A 20,308-nucleotide genomic window follows, 5' to 3' on the forward strand; every position below is an offset into this window, starting at 1 on the left:
ACAGGTGGCTCCGCCACATGACCGTTCACGGCGCACGCCGATCGCACGCACCGAACGCCGCTCCTTCTTCCACGTAGATCCATCAGAAGCCCCCTGGCCCCGGGCCTGAATCCGCCGCGTGGCCGTGCCCTCGGCTTCCCGCCCACCGGCGCGTGTGGCGTGGTCGAGGACGTCGCCCACCCCCATGGGCGACGTCCTCGACCGCTCCCCCGGTGCCGGACTGCGGCTCAGGTGTCCGCGCGGCGCATCAGTGCCGTCACCAGCACATCACCGCCGTCTCGCCGGAACCCCAGGCGGAGTACAGGCGTACGCGGACGGGGTAGCGGCGGCCCTTGACGAGCCGGGCGCCGATCGTGGCGTTGTGCGGAGTTCCCCCGTCGTCCTGTCCGGCGAGACAGCGGGGTTGCCCGTCCCGCTCCTCGAAGACCACGACGACGGCGTCGCAGTCGCCGAAGGTGCCCAGCGTGTACGTGCGGGTCTCGGGCGGGTCGATCACGAAGTCCGCCTGTTCGCCCGCGCCGAGCCCGAGGGGTGCCGAACGGAACGGCACCAGCGCGGGCGCACCCCGCGGATGCGCCGGCGGATACCAGGGCAGCACCGCCTCCTTGTCGGCGGCGGACAGGGTGCCGGGCGGATGCAGGCCACCGCGGTACTGCTCCGGTTCCAGGATCAGCCCCGACGGGAACGGGAACTCCATGATCGACTGCGGGTCCCAGACGGTGGTCCACCTCGTCGGGGCCGAGCCTGCGCAGGATGTTGTAGTGCGTCCGCTCCCGGCTCCAGTGGTGGGGCGGGCCCGCCAGCTCGGCGTACACGGCCTCGTCGTCCCAGTGGATGCCGGCGAACGGGCCCTGGTGCTCGTGCAGCAGGCCGAGCGCGTGCCCGATCTGGTGCAGGGCCGTCGCACGTCCCCCCGGCGCGGTCAGGTCCCAGCCGAAGTTCATGGTGCGTTCGGGCCGGCCGACCGGCAGTGCCGCCCGGCCCACCGCGGACCAGGAGCCGTCGCCGGCCTGGAACCCGATGCGCAGTTCGGCCTCCGAGCGGTCGTCCGCCTCGGCGAACGTGATCCCGATGCCCAGGTCCTGCCACTCCCGGAAACCCGCGCGCACCACGTCCCGCTGCTCCTCGGCACCGGCCCACGACACCCGCCGCGTCATCCCCCTCCCCGGCACGGGGATGACGGAGGCGTCGGTGTCGCCGTCGAAGAACCAGTAGTGCAGAACGGTGCCGTTGACCCACATCCGCCGCCCGCTCGTGAGTGCGCTCAGCCGCTCGGCCGCCAGCCCCGGTGCGAAGGCGGGCGCCGGCGCCTGTGCCAGCGAGCAGTAGCGTGCGGTCATGGGTCACAGCCTGCCCTGCGGCCCGTCCCGGGGGCCTGAGTCGGGGGCTACTCAAGTCACCCTGTATCAGAAGTGAGTAGCCGCGCTCATACCTGTGTGATGACCTACGAGAGGCACGCGACGACGCTGGAGCCGCCCTGGCCGTTCGCCGGGCGGGATGACGAACTGGAGCTGGTCCGCCGGTCGTTGACCGGTGTGCGGCGCGGCATCGTGGTGACGGGCCCGGCGGGCTGCGGCAAGACGCGCCTCGCCGTGGAGGCGGTCCGCGGCACCGACCGGGCCCGGGCGGCCGGTACGCCCGAGAGCCGGACCATCCCCTTCGCCGCGTTCGCCCATCTGCTGCCCGAGTCGGTCACCCTGCACCGCGCGGTCCGGTCGCTCTCCGGCATCCGCACGCTGCTGGTGGACGACGCGCACCTTCTCGACGACGCCTCCGCCGCCCTGGTCCACCAACTGGCCGTGCACGGGCGCACCCGGCTGCTGGTCGTCGCCACGGACGGCAGCCCGGTGCCCGGCGCGATCGCCCGGCTGTGGACCGGTGAACTCCTGCCCCGGCTCGCGCTGAAGCCGCTGCCCGAGGAGGAGACCGGCCGGCTCCTCACCGCCGGCGCCGGCCCTCTCGACGCGCTCACCGTCAACCGGCTGCGCCGCCTGAGCCAGGGCGATCTGCGGCTGCTGCGCGACCTGCTGACGGCGGTGCGCGGGCTGCTGACGCCCGTCCCGGACACCGGCGAACGGGCCTGGCGGGGCCCGGTTCCGCTGACCCCGGCCGTGCGGGAGCGCACCGCAGCCGTCCTCGGCCGCGACCGCCCCCTCGAACGAGAGGCCCTCGACCGCCTCGCCTTCGCCGAACCCCTGCCGTCGGACCTGGACGACCTGGACCTCGACGCCCTCGAAGTCCTGGAGTCCGACGGCCTGATCGAGGTCGACGAGCACGGCGCCGTCCGGCTCGCCCACCCGCTGTACGGACCGGTGCTCCGGGCCGCGGCGGGCCGGCTGAGGGCGCGGCGGCTGACCCCGGCTCCCCACGCGCACGTCGCCGCCCTCGACGCCGAAGCGGCAGCCCTGGCCCACCGGATCGACCAGCACGACGTACGGGCGATGCCCACACCGGTGGGGGAGTGGACGGTCGCCGAGGGCGGCCCGCTGCCCGGCCGGTACGCCGCGGTGCGCGCCCGGTTCGCGCGGCTGCGCGGGGAGGTGGGAGAGGCGGCGGCCTGGGCCCGGGAAGGCCTGCGGGGCGCCCCCGGGGACCCGGCGTGCCGGACGGAACTCGCCTGCGCGGCGGCGGCCGTGAACGGTCCGGGCGACCTGGACCCGGCGGCCGTCGTCGACCCCTACGACGCCGTGCGCCTCGGCGCCCCGGAGAAGGTCATCGACCGGCTCGACGGCGTCTTCGCCCGGCACGCCGACGCCCTTACCCGCGCCGACGGACCGGACCTGGACGAGGTGGCCGGGGAACTGGAGCGGCGGGGCTTCCTGCTGTTCGCCGCCGAGGCGTACGCCCAGGCCGTGGCCGCCCACCACGACCCGCGCGCCGCCCGGCGTTCCCGCACCCGGGCCGTCGCCCTGGCCCGGCGCTGCCAGGGCGCCCGCACCCCGGCACTGTCCGGGCTGGTCCTCGGGGAACTCACCGCCCGCCAGCGGCAGATCGTCGCCCTCGCCGCGGCCGGCCTGACCAACCGGCAGATCGCCGAACGCCTCACCCTGTCGATCCGCACCGTCGGCAACCATCTGTACAGCGCCTACGCACGGCTCGGCGCGAGCGACCGGGGCGCCCTGCCGTGGCTGGAGCGCACGCCGGAGGCGCAACCGGCCTGAGCCGGCACCACGACCGGCGGCCTGACCCGGACAGGGGACGGGTCAGGCCGCCCCGAACGCCGAGAACGCCCAGCCCGTGGCCTGGTGCAGCGCGTCGCCCGGCAGGGCGGCCCGGGCGTCGCGCAGCGCCTCCGCCAGGGACAGCCCGGCGTCGAGGCCCTTGTGCAGCGCGAGCATCAGCGGCACCACGGCGGCGTCGTTCACCGGCGCGCTGCACGCCACCACCCCGGCCGTGCCCAGCGGCAGCAACGCCGTGACCAGGCCCAGCAGCTCGTCGGCACCGACCGAGGCGAGCCGGGCGGTGTCGCAGCAGGACAGGATGATCCGGTAGGGACTGCGGTTCAGCCGCTCGAAGTCGTGCACGACGATCGGCCCGTCGGCCATCCGCAGGGAGGAGAACAGCGGACTGTCCGCGCGGAACGTGCCGTGCGCGGCGATGTGCGCCAGGGCCGCCCCGTCCAGCTCCTCCAGCACGCGCGGCACCCGCGCCTCGTCATCCTCCAGTACGGTGGCGCACCCGTACCGGCCGGCCAGCTCGGGCACCTCGGCGCCACCGGTCGCCAGGCCAGGACCGCGCACCAGCACAGGGCAGCCGTCCGCGGGCGGCGCCGTCTCCCGGGCCCGCAGCCAACTGCCCGCCGAGGGCGACACGCTGAGCACCCGCTCCCGCAGCGAGGGCAAGAGCGCCCACGGCACCCGGTGCAGCCGCCCCGGCGGCACGATCACCACCGGACCGCCGCCCAGGTGCGCCGCGGCCGGTCCGAGGAGCAGTTCCTCCAGCCGCCGCCCCGCCGCCTCCACCACCGGGAGCCGGGCCTCCGCCCCGGGATGGGCCAGCCGCCGCAGCCCCGCCTGGACGTGTTCGGCCTCGGTCTCCGCCTCGGCGAGCAGCCCGGCCTCGAACCGGCGCACCCGTCCCCGCCCGCACAGCAGCACCTGCACCCGGCCGCCGAGGACGGCGAGTTCCACCAGCAGCACCTCGCCACCCAGGTGCTCCAGCAGCCGGCCGACGTCGAACCGGGCCCCCTCCCCGAGCGCCTCGCCCCGTATGTGCAGGGTTCGGGAGCGGATCTCCCGCTCCAGGCGCCGCTGTTCGCGCTCCAGTGCCGGGACCGGCCGGCCCTCCATCCGGGCGGCCTCCGCACGCGAGGCGATCTCACGAAAGGCGGTCATGCCGCTGAGCAGCTCCGGGTCGGCGGGCGGCCGCGTCGGCGGGGTGGACAGCGCCGTGGCCCGCCAGCGCTCGCTCCACACCAGCAGCCGCCGCGGCCCGCCGGAGACCAGGCTCGCCCGCTGCGCCAACGCCGCCAGTTCCGCGCCCTGTTCGGTGGCACGCGCCCGCAGCTCCGAGGCACCCAGCGTCATCCGGTGGTCGTCCAGCACGTCCAGTCCCCGCCGGCAGGCCTCCAGCACGCCCCGGGCCGACCCGGCGGCCTGAGCCCGCAGCGCCTGCGCCGCCCAGCCCGTCAGCCGCGCCAGCGGGGGACCGCTGCGCCGGCTGTGCGCGGCCACGGCCAAGTGCCGCTCCGCGTCGGCCGTCCAGCCCAGGTCCAGCGCGATCCGGCCCGCGAGCAGCGACGCCTCCGGTGCGGCCGGAGCGCCGAAGGAGGCCAGCTTCCCCGCCACCGCGGCGGCGTCGGCGACCAGCCGCCCCGAGCCGCGTCCGGCCGCGTGCCGTGCCTCGATCAGTACCAGCCGGGCGTGCGTCTCCCACCAGGTGCGCCGCTGCCCGGCGAACAGCCGTACCGCGAGGGCCGAGCGGGCGATCGCCGTGTGTGCGTCTCCGGCCAGTCTCGCGGCCCGTGCGGCGGCCAGCAGCAGCTCCGCCTTGCGGGTGGACTGCCCGCCGATCCCGTCCAGTCTGCTGATCGCCGCGTCCGCCTCGGCCAGCGCCTCGGGCGCCAGCCCGGCCGCCATCAGCACCTCGCAGCGCCGGATGTTCAGCATGAACGTCGGCGTGCCGAGCCGGGCGTACCGATCCTCCGCCTCGTCCAGCAGCCGCAGCGCCACCGGCACGTCCCCCGACCGGTACGCGGCCAGGCCCCGGCTCTCCACCGCGTCGGCCTTGTCGTGCTCCTGGCCGGTGGTGTCCCACAGTGCCTCCGCCGCGGTGAAGTCCGCCTCCGCCCGCTCCACCGATCCCAGGGCCAGATGCACGGTGGCCCGCAGGGTCAGCGCCCGCGCCGTCCAGATCACGTCCTCTGCCTGCCGCAGCACCGGCACCGCCCGGCGCACGTCCTCCAGCGCCTCGCGATGGTGACCCAGCACCCACCACACGTACGCCCGCCGGTACAGCACCCGCGCCCTGGTGTGCCCGCCGCCGCGCGCCACACCCCGTTCGAACGCCGCAAGACCCTCCCGGGTGCGGCCCGCGTGCACCAGCGCCACGCCCAGGGTGGCCAGCACGTCCGCCTCCCGGTCGGCGGAGTCCACGCGTGCCGCGCACTCCCGGGCGCGCCGCAGATGGCGCAGTGCGAGCCGCAGGTCACCGAAGTCCCGCTGCCAGATACCGATGACCTGGTGGGCGACGGAGGCCTCAAGCGGGGAGGGGTCGGTGTCGAGCAGCGCCCGGGCCCTGGCGAGAGCCTCGCCCGGGTCGGCGAACACCATCGGCAGCAGTTCCGTAACCGAGTCGCTTCCCGCTGTCACTCCTCGGATGGTAGTGGCCCCGGAGTGCACCCCACAGGTGTCGCGCTGTATCAAGGAACGGCGAAGCGGCTCATGCTGACGACCGCTCAGCGGCACCGGCCCACGCCGTCGCACCAACGGGAGGACCCGCCATGGCACCTCAGCGATTCCACGAGCAGTTCGACCAGATCCAGCGCTCGATGCCGGACGTCCCCCTGGCGATGGGCCCGGAGGACTCGGCGGAGTTCATGTACGAGAAGGGTGTGGTCCTCGTCCGCGACGGCGAGGAGGCCCGGATCGTCGAGGACACGGTACGGGCCCACTTCACGGTCGCACCCGACCTCGACCAGGAGCAGATCCGCCGGGCGGGCCCGCAGGCCAACCGCAGCGGCATCACCCGCATCCGCGTCGGCGACCCCGGGGAGGGCCGCCGGGACACCGACCGCGCCGTCGCAAGCGCCCTGCGCTCCGTCCGGGAGCACGAGTCCCGAGCCGGGCGCCGGATGGTCGCCCGCAACCACGTCGTGCACATCGCGGTCAACGCCTGCCCCGGCGACGAACCCGTCCCCGCCCCGCTCAGCGAGCCGCCCAACCCGGCCGCCGCCGACACGCCCCACGACCCGGACACCGCCGTCGGCGTCCTCGTCGTCGACACCGGCCTCACGCACGACTACCGCTCCTGCGGCCTGCTCGCCCACACCGGCGGCGACGCCCAGGTCCGGGAATGCGACGACCGGGGCGTCCTCCAGCAGTACGTCGGCCACGGCACGTTCATCGCCGGGCTCGTCGCCGCCGTCGCGCCCAACACCGACATCACCGTGCGCGGCAGCCTCAACGACGCGGGTGCCGTCCTGGAGTCCGAGTTCGGCGAGAAGCTCTTCGAGGCCGTCGACGCGGGCGGCTGGCCCGACGTGCTCAGCCTCTCCGCCGGGACCTCCAACGGCCGCACCGACGGCCTGCTCGGCGTCGAGAACTTCATGCGGGAACTGCGCGAGCAGCGCACCCTGCTGGTCGCCGCCGCCGGCAACAACGCCAGTGCCGCGCCCTTCTGGCCCGCCGCCTACGCCGATCTGCCCGGCTGGGAGGACTCCGTGCTGTCGGTCGGCGCCCTGCGCAGCGACGGCGAGTCCGGCGCCTGCTTCTCCAACCACGGCCCCTGGGTGAAGGTCTACGCCCCGGGAGAGCGCCTCACCAGTGCCCTCACCGGCTTCGAGGCACCCGTCCCGTACGTGTACCAGCACTCCACGTACGACGCCTGCCGCTACGGCTTCTCCTACGGCTGCACCTGCCAGCACCCCCGCCACAGCGGCGTGCTGAGCGACGAGGGCGACGCCGCCAAGCCGGACCAGGTGATGTTCGAGGGGTACGCGCAGTGGAGCGGCACCTCCTTCGCCACCCCCGTGACCGCCGGCCTGGTCGCCGCCCACATGACGGCGCACAAGGAGACCGACCCGCGCGCGGCCCGGCGGCAACTGCTGGCCGCCGAGGCGGGGTTCGCGCAGGTGCGCGGCGCGCAGGTCCCGGCGCTGCGTCCGCCCACCTGGCGCCCGGTCCCGGTCGTGCGCCTCGGCCCCGCGCTGTGAGGGCCGGGGCCGCCCCCTCCACGGCGTACGATGACGTGCCGTATGCGAGGGGTGGGGCTGCCGTGGACCGTACTGATGCCGGCGCGCTCGTCCGGGCAGCCGCCGACGGTGACGCGGCGGCCTGGAAGGCACTCGTGGAAGGGCTGAGCCCGCTCGTCTGGTCCGTCGTCCGGGCCCACCGGCTCTCCGACGCCGACGCCCACGAGGTCTACCAGACGGCCTGGTTCCGCTTCGCCCAGCACCTCGGCCGGCTCCGGGAGCCCGGCAAGGCGGGCGCCTGGCTGGCCAGCACCGCGCGCCACGAGTGCCTCAAGGTCATCCGGAGTGCCCAGCGGCTGACCCTGACGGACGATCCGCGGCTGCTGGACCGGGTCAGCGAGGACGGCACGCCGGAACAGTCGCTGCTCGACTCGGAGGAGGCCGCCGCGCAGAGTGAACGCGTCCGGCGGCTGTGGCAGGAGTTCGAGGAACTGGGCGAGCGGTGCAGGCAGTTGCTGCGCGTGCTGATGGCCACGCCACCGCCCAGCTATCAGGACGTGTCCGCCGCGCTCGGGATCGCGGTGGGCAGCATCGGGCCGCTGCGCCAGCGCTGTCTGCGGCGTCTGCGGGCCCGGCTGGAGGCACGGGGGGCGATATGAGCGACATGAACGGCGACCGGTACGAGGGCGCCCGGCACGACGAGAGCCGCTATGACGACGGCCGGTTCGACGACGGCTTGTACGACCACGACCTGTACGACGACGACCTGTACGACGACGACCCGTCCGGCGAACAGAACCTGGGGGGGCAGGAGTTCGCCGCCGGGATGCTGGAGGAGGAGCTGCGGCAGGCCGCCGCCGTCCTCGACCCGGTGCCGGCGGAGCTCCAGCAGATCGCGGTCGACGCCTACGCGCTGCACGACCTCGACGCGCACGTGGCCGAGCTGACCTTCGACTCGCTGGTCGACGCCCTCCCCGTCCGGGGCGTCACCGACACGCCCCGGATGCTGACCTTCCGGGCGGGAGAGGTGACCGTCGACGTCGAGGTGACCGCGCAGGGGCTGATGGGCCAGGTGCTGCCGCCGCAGCCGGCCAGTATCGAGATCCTCGGCGGACCGCGGCCCGGTTCCCCGCTCACGGCCGACGACCTGGGCCGCTTCACGGGCGACGTGCCGCTGTCCGGCCCGTTCGCCCTCCGGTTGCGCACCGGCGGGGACGTGGTGGTGACGGAGTGGCTGCGGGCCTAGGGGGCTTCTGTGATGGATCTCCGCGGCGTCACGACGCCCGGCACGCACGCTCGCCGCACGCCGTGAACGGACAGGTGGCTCCGCCACATGACCGTTCACGGCGCACGCCGATCGCACGCACCGAACGCCGCTCCTTCTTCCACGTAGATCCATCAGAAGCCCTCTGGGTGTGCTGTCCGGACAGCACACCTGGGCGCCCGGTTCCGGCCCGATCAGCGGGACACGGCGTCGACGAGTCCGGTCAGCGCGGCGGCGAGTCGCTCCAGGCCGGGCCCGGGGGGACCGCCCGGCTCGGTCATGTAGGTGTCCCGGCGGAGCTCCACCATGAGCGCGCTCACCTCGGGCCGCTTGCAGTGGAACTCCAACGGGACGTAGGTCCCGCCGAACGGCGTGTCGAGCTCCGTCTCCCCGAACGCCTCCCGGGCCGCGGCGAGCAGCGCGGGAGGCGTGTGGAAGGAGTCGGTACCGAGGCAGACCGGTGGGCGCGGCCCCTCCCCGTGCAGTTCGTACGGCAGCTTCCGGCTCGGGTAGGAGTGCACGTCGATGATCACGGCCCGGCCGGTGGCCTCCAGCCGGTCCGCCACCGCCCGCGTCATCGCCCGCGCGTACGGCTCGAAGTACCGCTCGACGAGGGGCGTGGCGTCGATGTCCTCGGGTCGCAGCACCCGGCCGTGCGTGGTCCGTGTGTAGACCGCTCCCATCCCGACGGCGAGCATCTCCTCCCGCTCGTCCGGAAACCGCTCCGGATCGACGACCAGCCGCGACAGCCGATTGACGAACCGCCACGGTGGGACCCCCGCCCGCTCCGCCGCCGCCCCGGCGATCCGCGCGGTGTGGGCGTCGGTGATGTGGTCCAGCTCCCGCGCCAGCTCCCCGTCGTCCAGCACGATGCCCGCCCGTACGTCGTCCGGTATCTCCCGCGCGGAGTGCGGAACATGGAGGATCACGGGCGACTGCCGGTCGCCGGGCAGCAGCTCGAAGGAGGGCTGGACGTCGGTCACGAGGGGGCTCCGGGGGGCGTTGTCGGTTGGTGGATGACGTTCCTTGAGGATCCTTGAGAGCGTGAAGACGCCAGTCAGCAGGTCGGCGGTGTGCAGACAGTGTCCCGTTGCCGGTCGACTCCGCCCGCTTCCCGGTCCGGCGCAGGGACGGGCCACCGCGTTCTGCCCTCAGCCCGGCGCAGGTGCAGCGCCTGCCGCTGTAGCCGGGCCTCGAACGTGTCCGGCCCATGCTCGCTGTCTGTCATGCCCGGCCCCCCGCTGCTCCGTGTCCGACAGGCAAGGGACACGATCACGACCGGCGCCGACATCCAAGCCGAACCGGAACCATTAGTTCGGGCAGTCCTTGCGCCTGGGCGCGCTTCATCGCCAACATCCTTTCGCCGTACGGACGTTGTCCCAGCGAGCGTTTCGTGTTCCACTGATCTCCCTCCGTAACGTCGATCATCCGCTCCCGGGCGGGAGAGTCTCCATGGGGGATCCGTGGGTGAGGATCTGGGGTTCGAGAGACTTCTCGAAGAGGAAGGTTTCTTCGCGCGCCTGCTCGGGCGCACGCCCTCGGGCGGTGGCAGCAAGCTGTTGTACGGACCAGACCTTCCCGTCGTGCTGCTCACCGGCGGCCCGGGGATGGGCAAGGGGCGGCTGCTGCGGTCGGTGCGCGACCGCTTCGCCGCCAAAGTGCCGGTGATCTACCTGGACTGCGCGTCACGGGCGTACGAGGACGACGCGGGGCCTGAACCGGGCGCCCGCTCGGAAACCACCGAGGCCCTGGTCGACGTCGCCGGGCGGCTGCGCGCATGGCAGGGGACGGGCGGCCCCTTCGTCTTTCCGCGGTTCTTCGCAGGCCTCGCGATGATCGCGACCGGCGCCGCGGATCGCAGCCCCGAAGCGGTCAGGACGGAAGTCGAACGCTACGAGAACCTGCCCCAGCAGCAGGGCCTGCGCGGACTGGCGACCGGTGGGTTCTGGCGGAACGTGCTCATCGGAGTCATCCGCAATCTGCTGAACACCCTCGCCGGACAGTTGCTCGGCGCATACGGCGCCTCGGTGGCCGGCGCCGTGCTGGAGGCCCTGTTCGCGAACGCGGCGCCCAAGGGCAGGAGGGAACTGACGCGGATCTACGGCGCCTATCCCACCGCGGGCCACCAGCCGGAGCACGGGCTGCTCGATCTCGCCACGGACTTCAAGGCCGGGGCCGAGGCACGGGAGGTGGCGGAGCGCTTCCTCTTCCGGGCGCTGCGCGAGGACATCGAGGCGGCGTACGAGGGCACGGTCGGCTGGCTGAGCCGCGTCGGCCGCCCCGCGCTGCTCCTGGACCACGCCGACTCGCCGCTGGGAGAGCGATTGTTGCGGGCCGTGCTCACCGACCGGCGGGAGGGACAGCGCGACCGCGTGGTGATCGTGGGCACGGCCCGCCGGGAGGACGGCGGCGCCTTCCTGTACGGAGGGCTGTCGCCCGAGGACGCGGGGTACCCGGCGGAGTACCGGCCCGCCGACGGAATCCCGGCCACATGGTCCCGGAACACGGGCCCGCAACCGGACCAGGCGCCGTTGGCCGACGGAGTGCTCCTGCTGCGGATGCCCTTTCTCACCGGTGACCAGCTCCGCGACGAGACCCTGCGAAGACAGCGGCGCACGGAGCCGGAGAGCGGCGCGAACCGCCGCCGTGTCGTCGCCGCCGTGGCCCGGCTGAGCGGCGGGCGTCCGCACACGGTGATCCGGCTGGCCGCAGCAGCCGCCACCTTCCGGATGCCGGCGGACGCCAACGACCGGGACCTCCTCGACGCCCCGCTGCGCCACCCGGACGGCGCCGCCGAACGGCCGGTGACGGACGTACTGCTCGAGGAGCTGATCCTGGACCAACTGCCGGTAGGGCTGCCGGACGAGCACCGTGACCAGTGGCTCGATCTGCTCACCCATCTGTCGGTGGCCCACGACACGGAATGCGCAGACGTCCTGCTGCTCCACCATCAGGCACACCGTGTCACCCTTCTGACAGCGCATCAGATCGCCAAGCTGCTCACCGAGACCGGGTGGCCCGGCTGTGAACGGCACTTCATCGGGGACTTCGGGCTGCGTCAGCTGCTCGTGCACCGGCTCTACGGGCTGCGCCCCGACGGCGCCGCCTGGCACGCCGACCACCATCTGCTGCGCGACCACTACGCCCTGCGCTCGGCGGACGACGGGGCGGCGAGCGGCGAGGCGTTCCGTTCCCTCACAGCGCACCGGATGAACCACCACCTGGTCTCGGGCGGCGCGGACGACGTGGTCCGCCACCTCGCCGCCACGCTGCCCGGCCGCCCCCGGGAGTGGTGCGCGGAGCTGCTGGAGATCGCGCAGGCTCCGTATCCGGGCGGCGCGGACGCCCGCCGTGCGCGCGCCCAGGGTCTGGTGTCCATGGAGGGACCCGCGCTGCGCCGCACCGTCGACCAGTTGCTGCACGCGGTGTGGCTGTGCGAGGAGCGGACCAGGCCGACCGGGAGTGAGATGGCCCGCACGCTGGCCGGCCTGCTGGAGCGTCTGTCGATCATGGAGTTCGACGGCGCCGGGGATCTCGGCCCGACGGCCACCGAGTGGAGCGGCCTGGCGGCGAACCAGCGGCCACTGCTTCGCTGTTCCTGCACCGATCAGCTCGGGCGACGGAGGTAACGGGGATGCCCAGTCGGCTGTCGAGACCCAGATGGACGGGGCTGCCCAGGTGGCGGCAGATCCTCTACGCGCTGCTCGGCCTGGCGGTGCTCGTGGCCGCCGTCGTGTACGGCGGATCCGCCGCCCAGAAACCCGATACCTGCGCCGGCGGCGTCGAGCGGATCGACGACGAGTGCATCGGTGTCAACGGCGAGGGATACGACTTCGGCACACGCGAGATCCGGGCCGTGGCCCGGGCCATCAAGAAGGAGAACGACCGGATCGCCCAGCAGCCCCATGTCACCGTGGCGATGATGCTGCCGCTCCAGTCGGACCAGCCGACACTGCGCCGGCAGATGCGCAGCGACCTCCAGGGCGCGTACCTGGGGCAGCGGCAGGCCAACGCGGGTGAGGGCGAACTGCCCAGGATCCGGCTGGTTCTGGCCAACCCAGGACGGAACTACGGGCAGCAGAACGAGGTCGTGGACACCCTGATCGGCATGGCCGGCTCGTCGAAGGACCGGCTGCGCGCCGTCACGGGCTTCAACCTCAGCCTTGACGCCACGGAGAAGGCCGTCGAACGCCTGACGAAGCACGGGATCCCAGTGCTCGCCTCCCGGATCAGCGGCGACCGGATCGCGAACGAGGACGGCGCGGACGGCGCGGCGAAGCAGCGATTCCCCGGTCTGGCCCGGATCATCCCCACCAACAACGGCGCGGCGAAGGCCCTGGCCGACTTCAACGGTGAACGCGGGCGGCAGGACGCCCGAACGGTCATGGTCTTCGACACCCGCCAGGACGCCTACGACGAGTCGCTGGCGGACGCGTTCCGGGGCATCAAGGAGGCCGGCCCGGCCGGGCCCGCCGCAATGCCCTTCGAGTCCCCGGGGATCTACGAGGCGGGGTCGACCGGCAATCAGTTCACCCAGATCGCCAACAACATCTGTGACTCGCCGGCCGACACCGTCTACTTCGCGGGCCGCACACTGCACTTGCGGATATTCGCGCTCAAACTCGCCCAACAGCCCTGCGGGAACCGGCACTACACGATCATCAGCGGCTCCGACGCCGCCTCGCTGCGGCAGGGCATGTCGGAGAAGGACTGGGCGCAGCTGCGCGGCACGGGCGGCGAAGCGAAGGTGACGGTGCAGTACGCCGCCCCCGCGCACCCGGCCGCCTGGAGCACCGAGCTCAAAGCATGGAAGAAGAGGTGGAACGCGAGCCACGACCGCGAGCCCACCGCCGACGAGCTCCCTCAGTACCTCACCGAACCGAAGGCGGCCCTGGACGACCTGAACAAGCTCATCGAGGCCACCCTCCAGGAGGGGACCGATCTCGGCTCCGTCCCGAACCTCGAAGACTCCCGGACGATGCTCGTCTACGACGGTCTCCTCACCATCGGCACCGCCCTGCACGAGGTACAGGGCGACGCCGCCGAGCAGGTACCCGGCCTGAGGGACGTCGGCACGGAGTGGTCCAAGCTGCAGTCGCGGCACCGGGTGAAGGGAACGAGCGGTCTGATCTGCCTCACCAGCGGCGGAAATCCGTACGACAAGCCGGTCGCCGTGGTCGAACTGGACCCGGGGCGGGCGGGCCGCGGCACGCTGAAGTTCGTCGGCATCGGCTGGCCCGCCGGCCGGGAACAGCCGAAGAACTGCGTGATTCCGAGCAGCACACGCTGAAGGCCGCCGCTGTGCCGGAGTAGCGGCCGAACCCCTGCACAGAGGGCCGAGGACCCCGTGGTCACAGCCGATCGCCACCCGGGAGTGGTGAGGGCGGAGACGGCTCCGCCCCGGCCGGGCGTGGTGCCGGCCGGGGCGGAGCCGGGGGCCCGATACGGCCCGGGGCGTCAGCTCAGGGACGCCAGGGCCTCGTTCCACGTGGAGGACGGGCGCATGGCCGCCGCCGCCTTCTCCGGGTCGGGCTGGTAGTAGCCGCCGATCTCGACGGGCTTGCCCTGGACGGCGTTCAGCTCGTCGACGATCTTCTGCTCGTTGGCGGCGAGCGTCTCGGCGAGCGGGGCGAAGGCCTTCGCCAGGTCCGCGTCCTCGGTCTGCCCGGCCAGCTCCTGCGCCCAGTACAGGGACAGGTAGAAGTGGCTGCCGCGGTTGTCGATGCCGCCGACGCGACGGGTCGGGGACTTGTCCTCGTTGAGGAAGGTCGCCGTGGCGCGGTCCAGGGTGTCGGCCAGGACCTGGGCGCGGGCGTTGCCCGTGACCTTCGCGAACTGCTCGAGGGACGGAACCAGGGCGAAGAACTCACCCAGGGAGTCCCAGCGCAGATAGTTCTCCTTGACCAGCTGCTGCACGTGCTTCGGCGCCGAGCCGCCGGCACCCGTCTCGAACAGGCCGCCGCCCGCCATCAGCGGGACGACCGACAGCATCTTGGCGCTGGTGCCCAGCTCCAGGATCGGGAACAGGTCCGTCAGGTAGTCGCGCAGGACGTTGCCGGTGACGGAGATCGTGTTCTCGCCGCGGCGGATGCGCTCCACCGACAGCTTCGTCGCCTCGACCGGGTTGAGGATCCGGATGTCCAGGCCCTCGGTGTCGTGGTCCGCGAGGTAGGTGTGGACCTTGGCGATCAGGTTGGCGTCGTGCGCCCGGGTCTCGTCCAGCCAGAACACGGCCGGGTCGCCGGTGGCGCGGGCGCGGGTGACGGCCAGCTTCACCCAGTCCTTGATCGGCGCGTCCTTGGTCTGGCAGGCGCGGAAGATGTCGCCGGCCGAGACGCTCTGCTCGATGAGCGCGGTGCCGTTCTGGTCGACCAGGCGGACCGTGCCCGTGGTGGCGATCTCGAAGGTCTTGTCGTGGCTGCCGTACTCCTCGGCCTTCTGCGCCATCAGACCGACGTTCGGCACCGAGCCCATGGTGGACGGGTCGTAGGCGCCGTTGGCCCGGCAGTCGTCGATCACGGCCTGGTAGACGCCCGCGTAGGAGGAGTCCGGCAGGACCGCGAGGGTGTCGTGCTCCTGACCGTCGGGGCCCCACATGTGGCCCGAGGTGCGGATCATGGCCGGCATGGAAGCGTCGACGATGACGTCCGAGGGGACGTGCAGGTTCGAGATGCCCTTGTCGGAGTCGACCATCGCCAGCTCCGGGCCCTCGGCGAGCTCGGCGTCGAAGGAGGCCTTGATCTCGGCACCCTCCGGCAGGGCCTCCAGGCCCTTGTAGATGCCGCCCAGACCGTCGTTCGGGGTGAGGCCGGCCGCGGCGAGCTTGTCGCCGTACCGGGCGAACGTCTTCGGGAAGAAGGCGCGCACCACGTGGCCGAAGACGATCGGGTCGGAGACCTTCATCATCGTGGCCTTCAGATGCACCGAGAACAGCACGCCCTCGGCCTTGGCCTTGGCGACCTGGGCGGTCAGGAACTCGCGCAGCGCGGCGACGCGCATCACGGAGGCGTCGACGACCTCACCGGCGAGCACGGGTACGGACTCGCGCAGCACCGTGGTGGTGCCGTCGTCGCCGACGAGCTCGATGCGCAGCGCGCCGTCCTCGGCGATCACGACGGACTTCTCGGTGGAGCGGAAGTCGTTCTGTCCCATGGTCGCCACGTTCGTCTTCGACTCGGCGGTCCAGGCGCCCATGCGGTGCGGGTGGGACTTGGCGTAGTTCTTGACCGAGGCGGGGGCGCGCCGGTCGGAGTTGCCCTCACGCAGGACCGGGTTCACGGCGGAACCCTTGACCTTGTCGTAGCGGGCGCGGATCTCGCGCTCCTCGTCGGTCTTCGGGTCGTCCGGGTAGTCCGGCAGCGCGTAGCCCTGGCCCTGCAGCTCGGCGACGGCGGCCTTGAGCTGCGGGATGGACGCAGAGATGTTCGGCAGCTTGATGATGTTGGCGGCGGGCGTCTTGGCCAGCTCACCGAGCTCGGCGAGGGCGTCCGGGATGCGCTGGTCCTCGGTCAGGTACTCCGGGAACAGGGCGATGATGCGTCCGGCCAGCGAGATGTCGCGGGTCTCCACCGGGACACCCGCCTGTGACGCGTAAGCCCGGACCACCGGCAGGAAGGAATACGTCGCCAGGGCGGGGGCCTCGTCAGTGTGCGTATAGATGATGGTCGAGTCAGTCACCGGGTGCTCCGCTCCACGTCTGCAACATTGCTCGACATCAAGATATCTCGTGATCGACCTCGTCTCGACAGGGGTCCGCGTCCAGTTTCGTGCAACCGATCGGCTCGTTCCCATGTCCTGGAGAGGGATCACTCACTCCAGGCCACGGCCGGATCTGACCACCCGGCCGTCCGAGCGAAAGCGGACCATGAGATATCGCACCAGAGTGACGGCCCCGGCGATCGCCCTCATCGGCACGGCGGCGGCACTGACCACGGGGGTCCCGGCCCGGGCGGCCGGCAGGACGGGCGCCGACCGGGGCTCCGAGACCCTCGGCGACCCCGTCTATCCCGCCCTGGGCAATGGCGGATACCGCGTCTCGGCCTACCACCTCGACTTCGCGTACGACGCCACGACCCGGCTCGTCGAGGCGTCCGCGACCCTGCGCATCCGCACCACCCAGGCCCTGAGCCGCTTCTCCCTGGACGCGCTCGGCCTGGACATCCGCTCCGTACGGGTCGGCGGCCGCACGGCCGCCTTCGAGCAGGTGGCCGGGAAGCTGCGGGTCACCCCGGCCCGCCGGCTCGCGGCGAGGGCCCGGGTCACGGTGTGCGTGACCTACGGCGCCGACCCGCGCCGGATCCCGCCGCCCGCCGGCGGCTGGGTGGCCACCCCGGACGGCTTCGCGGTCTGCTGCCAGCCGGACCTGGCGCACACCGTCTTCCCCTGCAACGACCACCCCTCCGACAAGGCCGACTTCACCTTCCGCCTCACCGTGCCCGCCGGGCTGCGGGGCGTCGCGAGCGGCCGGCTGGAGCGCACCGAGCAGCTGGCCGGTGGCCGGACCGCGTACACGTACCGCTCCCGCTCGCCGATCGCGACCGAGGTGGTGCAGATCACCGTCGGCGACTACGTGATCAAAGACCGGCAGGGACCGCACGGCCTGCCGCTGCGGGACGTCGTCCCCGTCGCTCGGGCCGCCGCCCTGGAACCCGCCCTGGCGCTCACCCCGGCCCTGGTGGAGTGGGCCGAGCAGCGGCTCGGCGCGTACCCCTTCGAGACGTACGGCCTGCTGCCCTGCAACAGCGACGCCCCGGACGCCTTCGACTTCACCGGTCTGGAGACCCAGACCCTCACGATCTACAAGCCGAACTACCTCCTCCAGGAGGAGAGCAAGATCGGCTCGCACATGATGCACGAGCTGGTCCACTCCTACTTCGGCAACAGCGTCAGCCCCGCCACCTGGGCCGACCTGTGGCTGAACGAGGGCCACGCCGACTTCTACGGACTGCTGTACCGCTACGAGCGCGGCTGGCCCGACTCCAAGGGCATGACGACCATGGAAGCCCGGATGAAGGACACCTATGCCCTCGGCGACCGGTGGCGCCAGACCTCCGGGCCGGTCGCCGCACCCCACGCGTCCAACCTGTTCGACAGCCAGCGCTACCTCGGCGGCGTCCTCGTCCTCTACGCGCTGCGGCAGCAGATCGGCGAGGCCGCCTTCAACGCCGTCGAGCGCGCCTTCCTCGCGCGCCACCGCGACTCCTCGGCCTCCACGGAGGACTACATCGCCGTCGCCTCGGAAGTCTCCGGCCAGGACCTGACCGGTTTCCTGCGGGAGTGGCTGTACGGCACGAGGACGCCGCGGATGCCGGGCCACCCGGACTGGACCGTGACGCCGGTCGCGCCGTCCCCTTCGGCGCCGCGCGACCGGAGGGACAGCGGGCACCACGACAACTCCGCGACGCTGTAGGGGACGGAGCGCCTCAGTCGAACCGGGCGTGGCTCAGCCCGCCCGGTTCGATCTCGCCGGTCCGCTGCTGCGGGATGCCGACCGGACCCTGCTGCAAGGCCACCGTCCGGGCCGGGGCGGGGATGCGGATGCCCTCCGCGCGGTAGCGCTTGTGCAGGCGCTTGATGAACTCGTGCTTGATCCGGTACTGGTCGCTGAACTCGCCGACGCCCAGGATGACGGTGAAGCCGATCCGGGAGTCGCCGAAGGTGTGGAACCGGATGATCGGCTCGTGGTCCGGCACCGCGCCCTCGACCTCGGTCATCGTCTCGGCGATGACCTCGTTGGTCACCCGCTCCACGTGCTCCAGATCGCTGTCGTAGGCGACCCCGACCTGGAGCAGGATGGTCAGCTGCTCCTCCGGGCGCATGAAGTTGGTCATGTTCGCCTGCGCGAGCTGACCGTTGGGGAGCACGATGAGGTTGTTGGACAGATTGCGGATGGTCGTCTGCCGCCAGTTGATGTCCTCGACGTAGCCTTCCTCGCCGCTGCTGAGCTTGATGTAGTCACCGGGCTGGACGGTCTTGGAGGCGAGGATGTGGATGCCCGCGAAGAGATTGGCGAGGGTGTCCTGGAGCGCCAGCGCGACCGCCAGACCGCCGACACCCAGGGCGGTGAGCAGCGGGGCTATGGAGATGCCCAGGGTCTGGAGCACCACCAGGAAGCCGATCGCCAGGACCAGGATCCGGGTGATGTTGACGAAGATCGTGGCCGAGCCGGCGACCCCGGAGCGGGACTGGGTGACCGTGCGCACCAGTCCGGCCACCACCCGGGCCGCCGACACCGTCGCCACGAAGATGAGCAGCACGGTGAGCACCTGGTTGGTGGTGTGCTGCACGGTGCGGGTCAGCGGCAGCACGGCCGCCGCGCCCGCCACGCCGCCCACGACCGCCGCCCAGGGCACCACGGCCCGCAGCGCGTGCACGATGACGTCGTCCCCGCTCCAGCGCGTCCGGTCGGCGTGCCCGCCCAGCCAGCGCAGCAGGACACGCAGCGCGAACGCCGCCAGCAGACCCGAGGCGAGGGCGATGCCGGCGAACAGCAGATCGTCCACGGTGAGGTCCCGGTTCACCGGTCACCCCCGGTGCGGGGAACTGCGGCGCACGCCGCCGCCAACGGCCGGATGTGAAGTCTCGTCACGTCGTCACCTGCTCGTTTTCCGGGATGCACGAAGGTGCCCGACCACCCTGACCCGCGGTCGGCACGATCGTTCATCCTGCCGTATCCCGCACGGGGTTCCGTACCGCGGACGGGGGTGAGCGGAGGGTGAGTCAGCGCACATGACGCACGGTCACGCGCGCTCCTGCCGCGTGACCGAGCCGGCGCGCCACCCGGGTCAGATCACCTTCAGCCGCACCAGCGCCGCCAGGGTCAGCGCGCCCGGCGCCAGGGGGAGCCAGACGGTGATGACCCGGAAGGCCAGGACCACGGCCGTGGCCACCGCGGCCGGGCCGCCCGTGGCCACCAGCGCCATGACGAGCGCCGCCTCGACCGAGCCGATGCCGCCGGGCGTCGGCACCAGGGCGACGGCCACGGTCGCCGCCAGATAGGCCACCGCCATGTGCGCGACCGGCACGTCCAGCCCCAGCGCCCGCCCCACCAGCACCAGGACGGAGGCCTGCAGCGCCGGGAAGGCGAAGGCCCCGCCCCACAGCGCCAGGGCCCGCGCCGGACGCCTGTGCACCGAGCGCGCCTCACCGAGCGCCGTCCGCAGGAAGGACACCAGGGCCGAGCGCAGCCGCCGTACGAGGCCGAGCACGGACGCGGCGATCACGAGCACCACGGCGACACCTGCCAGCAGCGGGCCGAACGCCGTCTCCGGCATCAGCGCGCCCAGGCGCAGCGCGTCGGGGAACGCGATGAGCAGGGCACCCAGCAACGCCAGCCGGCCGATGCTCTCGGCCAGCAGATACAGAGCGAGGGCGGCCGAGGAGCGGGCGAGCGGCAGCCCGCACACCGTCATGAACCGCAGGTTGACCGCGCTCGCGCCCAGCCCGGTCGGCAGCAGGTGGTTGGCCGCGCCCGCCGCGAACTGCGTGGCCAGCAGCCGCTGCCGGGGCAGTCGTTCGACCACCGCGCCCTGCCGGGTGCAGGCGGCGGCCACCCAGGTCAGACAGGTCGCCCCGGCCGCGGCCAGCAGCCAGGGCCACTGGGCGGTGCCCAGATGAGCGAAACCCGCGGCCAGCACGGACCGGTGCTGCACCGCGACCACGGTGACGAGCAGGAGTGGGAGCAGACACAGGAT

The 20,308-nt window shown here is 72.7% G+C and carries 12 protein-coding genes and 1 pseudogene; 7 read left to right on the top strand and 6 right to left on the bottom strand.

The window, feature by feature from the left end; translation table 11 throughout:
- Nucleotides 1–256 precede the first annotated feature (256 nt).
- Nucleotides 257–1,340 (bottom strand): annotated as a pseudogene (gene absR1, locus ABTX62_RS24640) (beta-glucuronidase AbsR1).
- A gap of 99 nt (nt 1,341–1,439) precedes the next feature.
- Here absR1 and ABTX62_RS24645 point away from each other — a divergent pair.
- Entirely contained in the window at nt 1,440–3,161 is a 1,722-nt protein-coding gene (locus ABTX62_RS24645) for a LuxR family transcriptional regulator AbsR2 (RefSeq protein ID WP_352118229.1), read from the top strand.
- 42 nt (nt 3,162–3,203) lie between these two features.
- On the opposite strand, the gene ABTX62_RS24650 is transcribed toward ABTX62_RS24645, so the two are convergent.
- A complete protein-coding gene (locus ABTX62_RS24650) occupies nt 3,204–5,771 on the bottom strand; it encodes a CHAT domain-containing protein (protein ID WP_352118285.1) in 2,568 nt (855 codons plus the stop codon).
- Nucleotides 5,772–5,941: 170 nt separating this feature from the next.
- On the opposite strand from ABTX62_RS24650, the gene ABTX62_RS24655 reads away from it, so the two are divergent.
- The 3 genes from ABTX62_RS24655 (at nt 5,942) to ABTX62_RS24665 (ending at nt 8,597) form a co-directional block, all read left to right on the top strand.
- Nucleotides 5,942–7,372: a S8/S53 family peptidase gene (locus ABTX62_RS24655; RefSeq protein ID WP_352118230.1), complete on the top strand. Its 1,431-nt coding sequence runs from the start codon at nt 5,942–5,944 to the stop codon at nt 7,370–7,372.
- Between the two features lie 62 nt (nt 7,373–7,434).
- On the top strand, nt 7,435–8,010 hold the full coding sequence (locus ABTX62_RS24660; protein WP_352118231.1) for an RNA polymerase sigma factor: 576 nt from the start codon (nt 7,435–7,437) through the stop codon (nt 8,008–8,010).
- On the top strand, nt 8,007–8,597 hold the full coding sequence (locus tag ABTX62_RS24665; protein WP_502998006.1) for a hypothetical protein: 591 nt from the start codon (nt 8,007–8,009) through the stop codon (nt 8,595–8,597). Before ABTX62_RS24660 ends, ABTX62_RS24665 begins: the two co-directional genes overlap by 4 nt.
- A gap of 212 nt (nt 8,598–8,809) precedes the next feature.
- On the opposite strand, the gene ABTX62_RS24670 is transcribed toward ABTX62_RS24665, so the two are convergent.
- Entirely contained in the window at nt 8,810–9,598 is a 789-nt protein-coding gene (locus ABTX62_RS24670) for an N-formylglutamate amidohydrolase (RefSeq protein WP_352118232.1), read from the bottom strand.
- 480 nt (nt 9,599–10,078) lie between these two features.
- Between ABTX62_RS24670 and ABTX62_RS24675 the strand changes: the two genes are divergently transcribed.
- Both ABTX62_RS24675 and ABTX62_RS24680 read left to right on the top strand, forming a co-directional pair.
- Nucleotides 10,079–12,244, top strand: a complete 2,166-nt coding sequence (locus tag ABTX62_RS24675) for an amino acid adenylation domain-containing protein (protein WP_352118233.1) — start codon at nt 10,079–10,081, stop codon at nt 12,242–12,244.
- A gap of 5 nt (nt 12,245–12,249) precedes the next feature.
- Nucleotides 12,250–13,905: an ABC transporter substrate-binding protein gene (locus ABTX62_RS24680; protein ID WP_352118234.1), complete on the top strand. Its 1,656-nt coding sequence runs from the start codon at nt 12,250–12,252 to the stop codon at nt 13,903–13,905.
- Nucleotides 13,906–14,072: 167 nt separating this feature from the next.
- Here ABTX62_RS24680 and ABTX62_RS24685 read toward each other — a convergent pair whose 3' ends face one another.
- Nucleotides 14,073–16,292 carry an NADP-dependent isocitrate dehydrogenase gene (locus tag ABTX62_RS24685; protein WP_352118235.1) on the bottom strand — a complete coding sequence of 740 codons (2,220 nt, stop codon included), beginning with the start codon at nt 16,290–16,292 and terminating at the stop codon, nt 14,073–14,075.
- A 187-nt stretch (nt 16,293–16,479) separates the two neighbouring features.
- Between ABTX62_RS24685 and ABTX62_RS24690 the strand changes: the two genes are divergently transcribed.
- On the top strand, nt 16,480–18,024 hold the full coding sequence (locus ABTX62_RS24690; protein ID WP_352118236.1) for a M1 family metallopeptidase: 1,545 nt from the start codon (nt 16,480–16,482) through the stop codon (nt 18,022–18,024).
- A 13-nt stretch (nt 18,025–18,037) separates the two neighbouring features.
- Here ABTX62_RS24690 and ABTX62_RS24695 read toward each other — a convergent pair whose 3' ends face one another.
- Together ABTX62_RS24695 and ABTX62_RS24700 are read right to left on the bottom strand one after the other, a co-directional pair.
- On the bottom strand, nt 18,038–19,135 hold the full coding sequence (locus ABTX62_RS24695) for a mechanosensitive ion channel family protein (RefSeq protein ID WP_352118237.1): 1,098 nt from the start codon (nt 19,133–19,135) through the stop codon (nt 18,038–18,040).
- 264 nt (nt 19,136–19,399) lie between these two features.
- Complete coding sequence (locus ABTX62_RS24700; RefSeq protein ID WP_352118287.1) at nt 19,400–20,299, bottom strand: lysylphosphatidylglycerol synthase transmembrane domain-containing protein; 900 nt, start codon at nt 20,297–20,299, stop codon at nt 19,400–19,402.
- Nucleotides 20,300–20,308: the final 9 nt, after the last annotated feature.

Origin of the sequence: Streptomyces sp. NPDC096046 (assembly GCF_040303285.1) — a bacterium.
Taxonomy (GTDB): Bacteria; Actinomycetota; Actinomycetes; order Streptomycetales; family Streptomycetaceae; genus Streptomyces.

Bases quoted from the DNA above. Each gene is read 5' to 3' on its own strand.
- ABTX62_RS24645 (WP_352118229.1), top strand. From the start codon at position 1,440: ATGACCTACGAGAGGCACGCGACGACGCTGGAGCCGCCCTGGCCGTTC.
- ABTX62_RS24650 (WP_352118285.1), bottom strand. From the start codon at position 5,771: ATGGTGTTCGCCGACCCGGGCGAGGCTCTCGCCAGGGCCCGGGCGCTG.
- ABTX62_RS24680 (WP_352118234.1), top strand. From the start codon at position 12,250: ATGCCCAGTCGGCTGTCGAGACCCAGATGGACGGGGCTGCCCAGGTGG.
- ABTX62_RS24690 (WP_352118236.1), top strand. From the start codon at position 16,480: ATGAGATATCGCACCAGAGTGACGGCCCCGGCGATCGCCCTCATCGGC.
- ABTX62_RS24665 (WP_502998006.1), top strand. From the start codon at position 8,007: ATGAGCGACATGAACGGCGACCGGTACGAGGGCGCCCGGCACGACGAG.
- ABTX62_RS24655 (WP_352118230.1), top strand. From the start codon at position 5,942: ATGGCACCTCAGCGATTCCACGAGCAGTTCGACCAGATCCAGCGCTCG.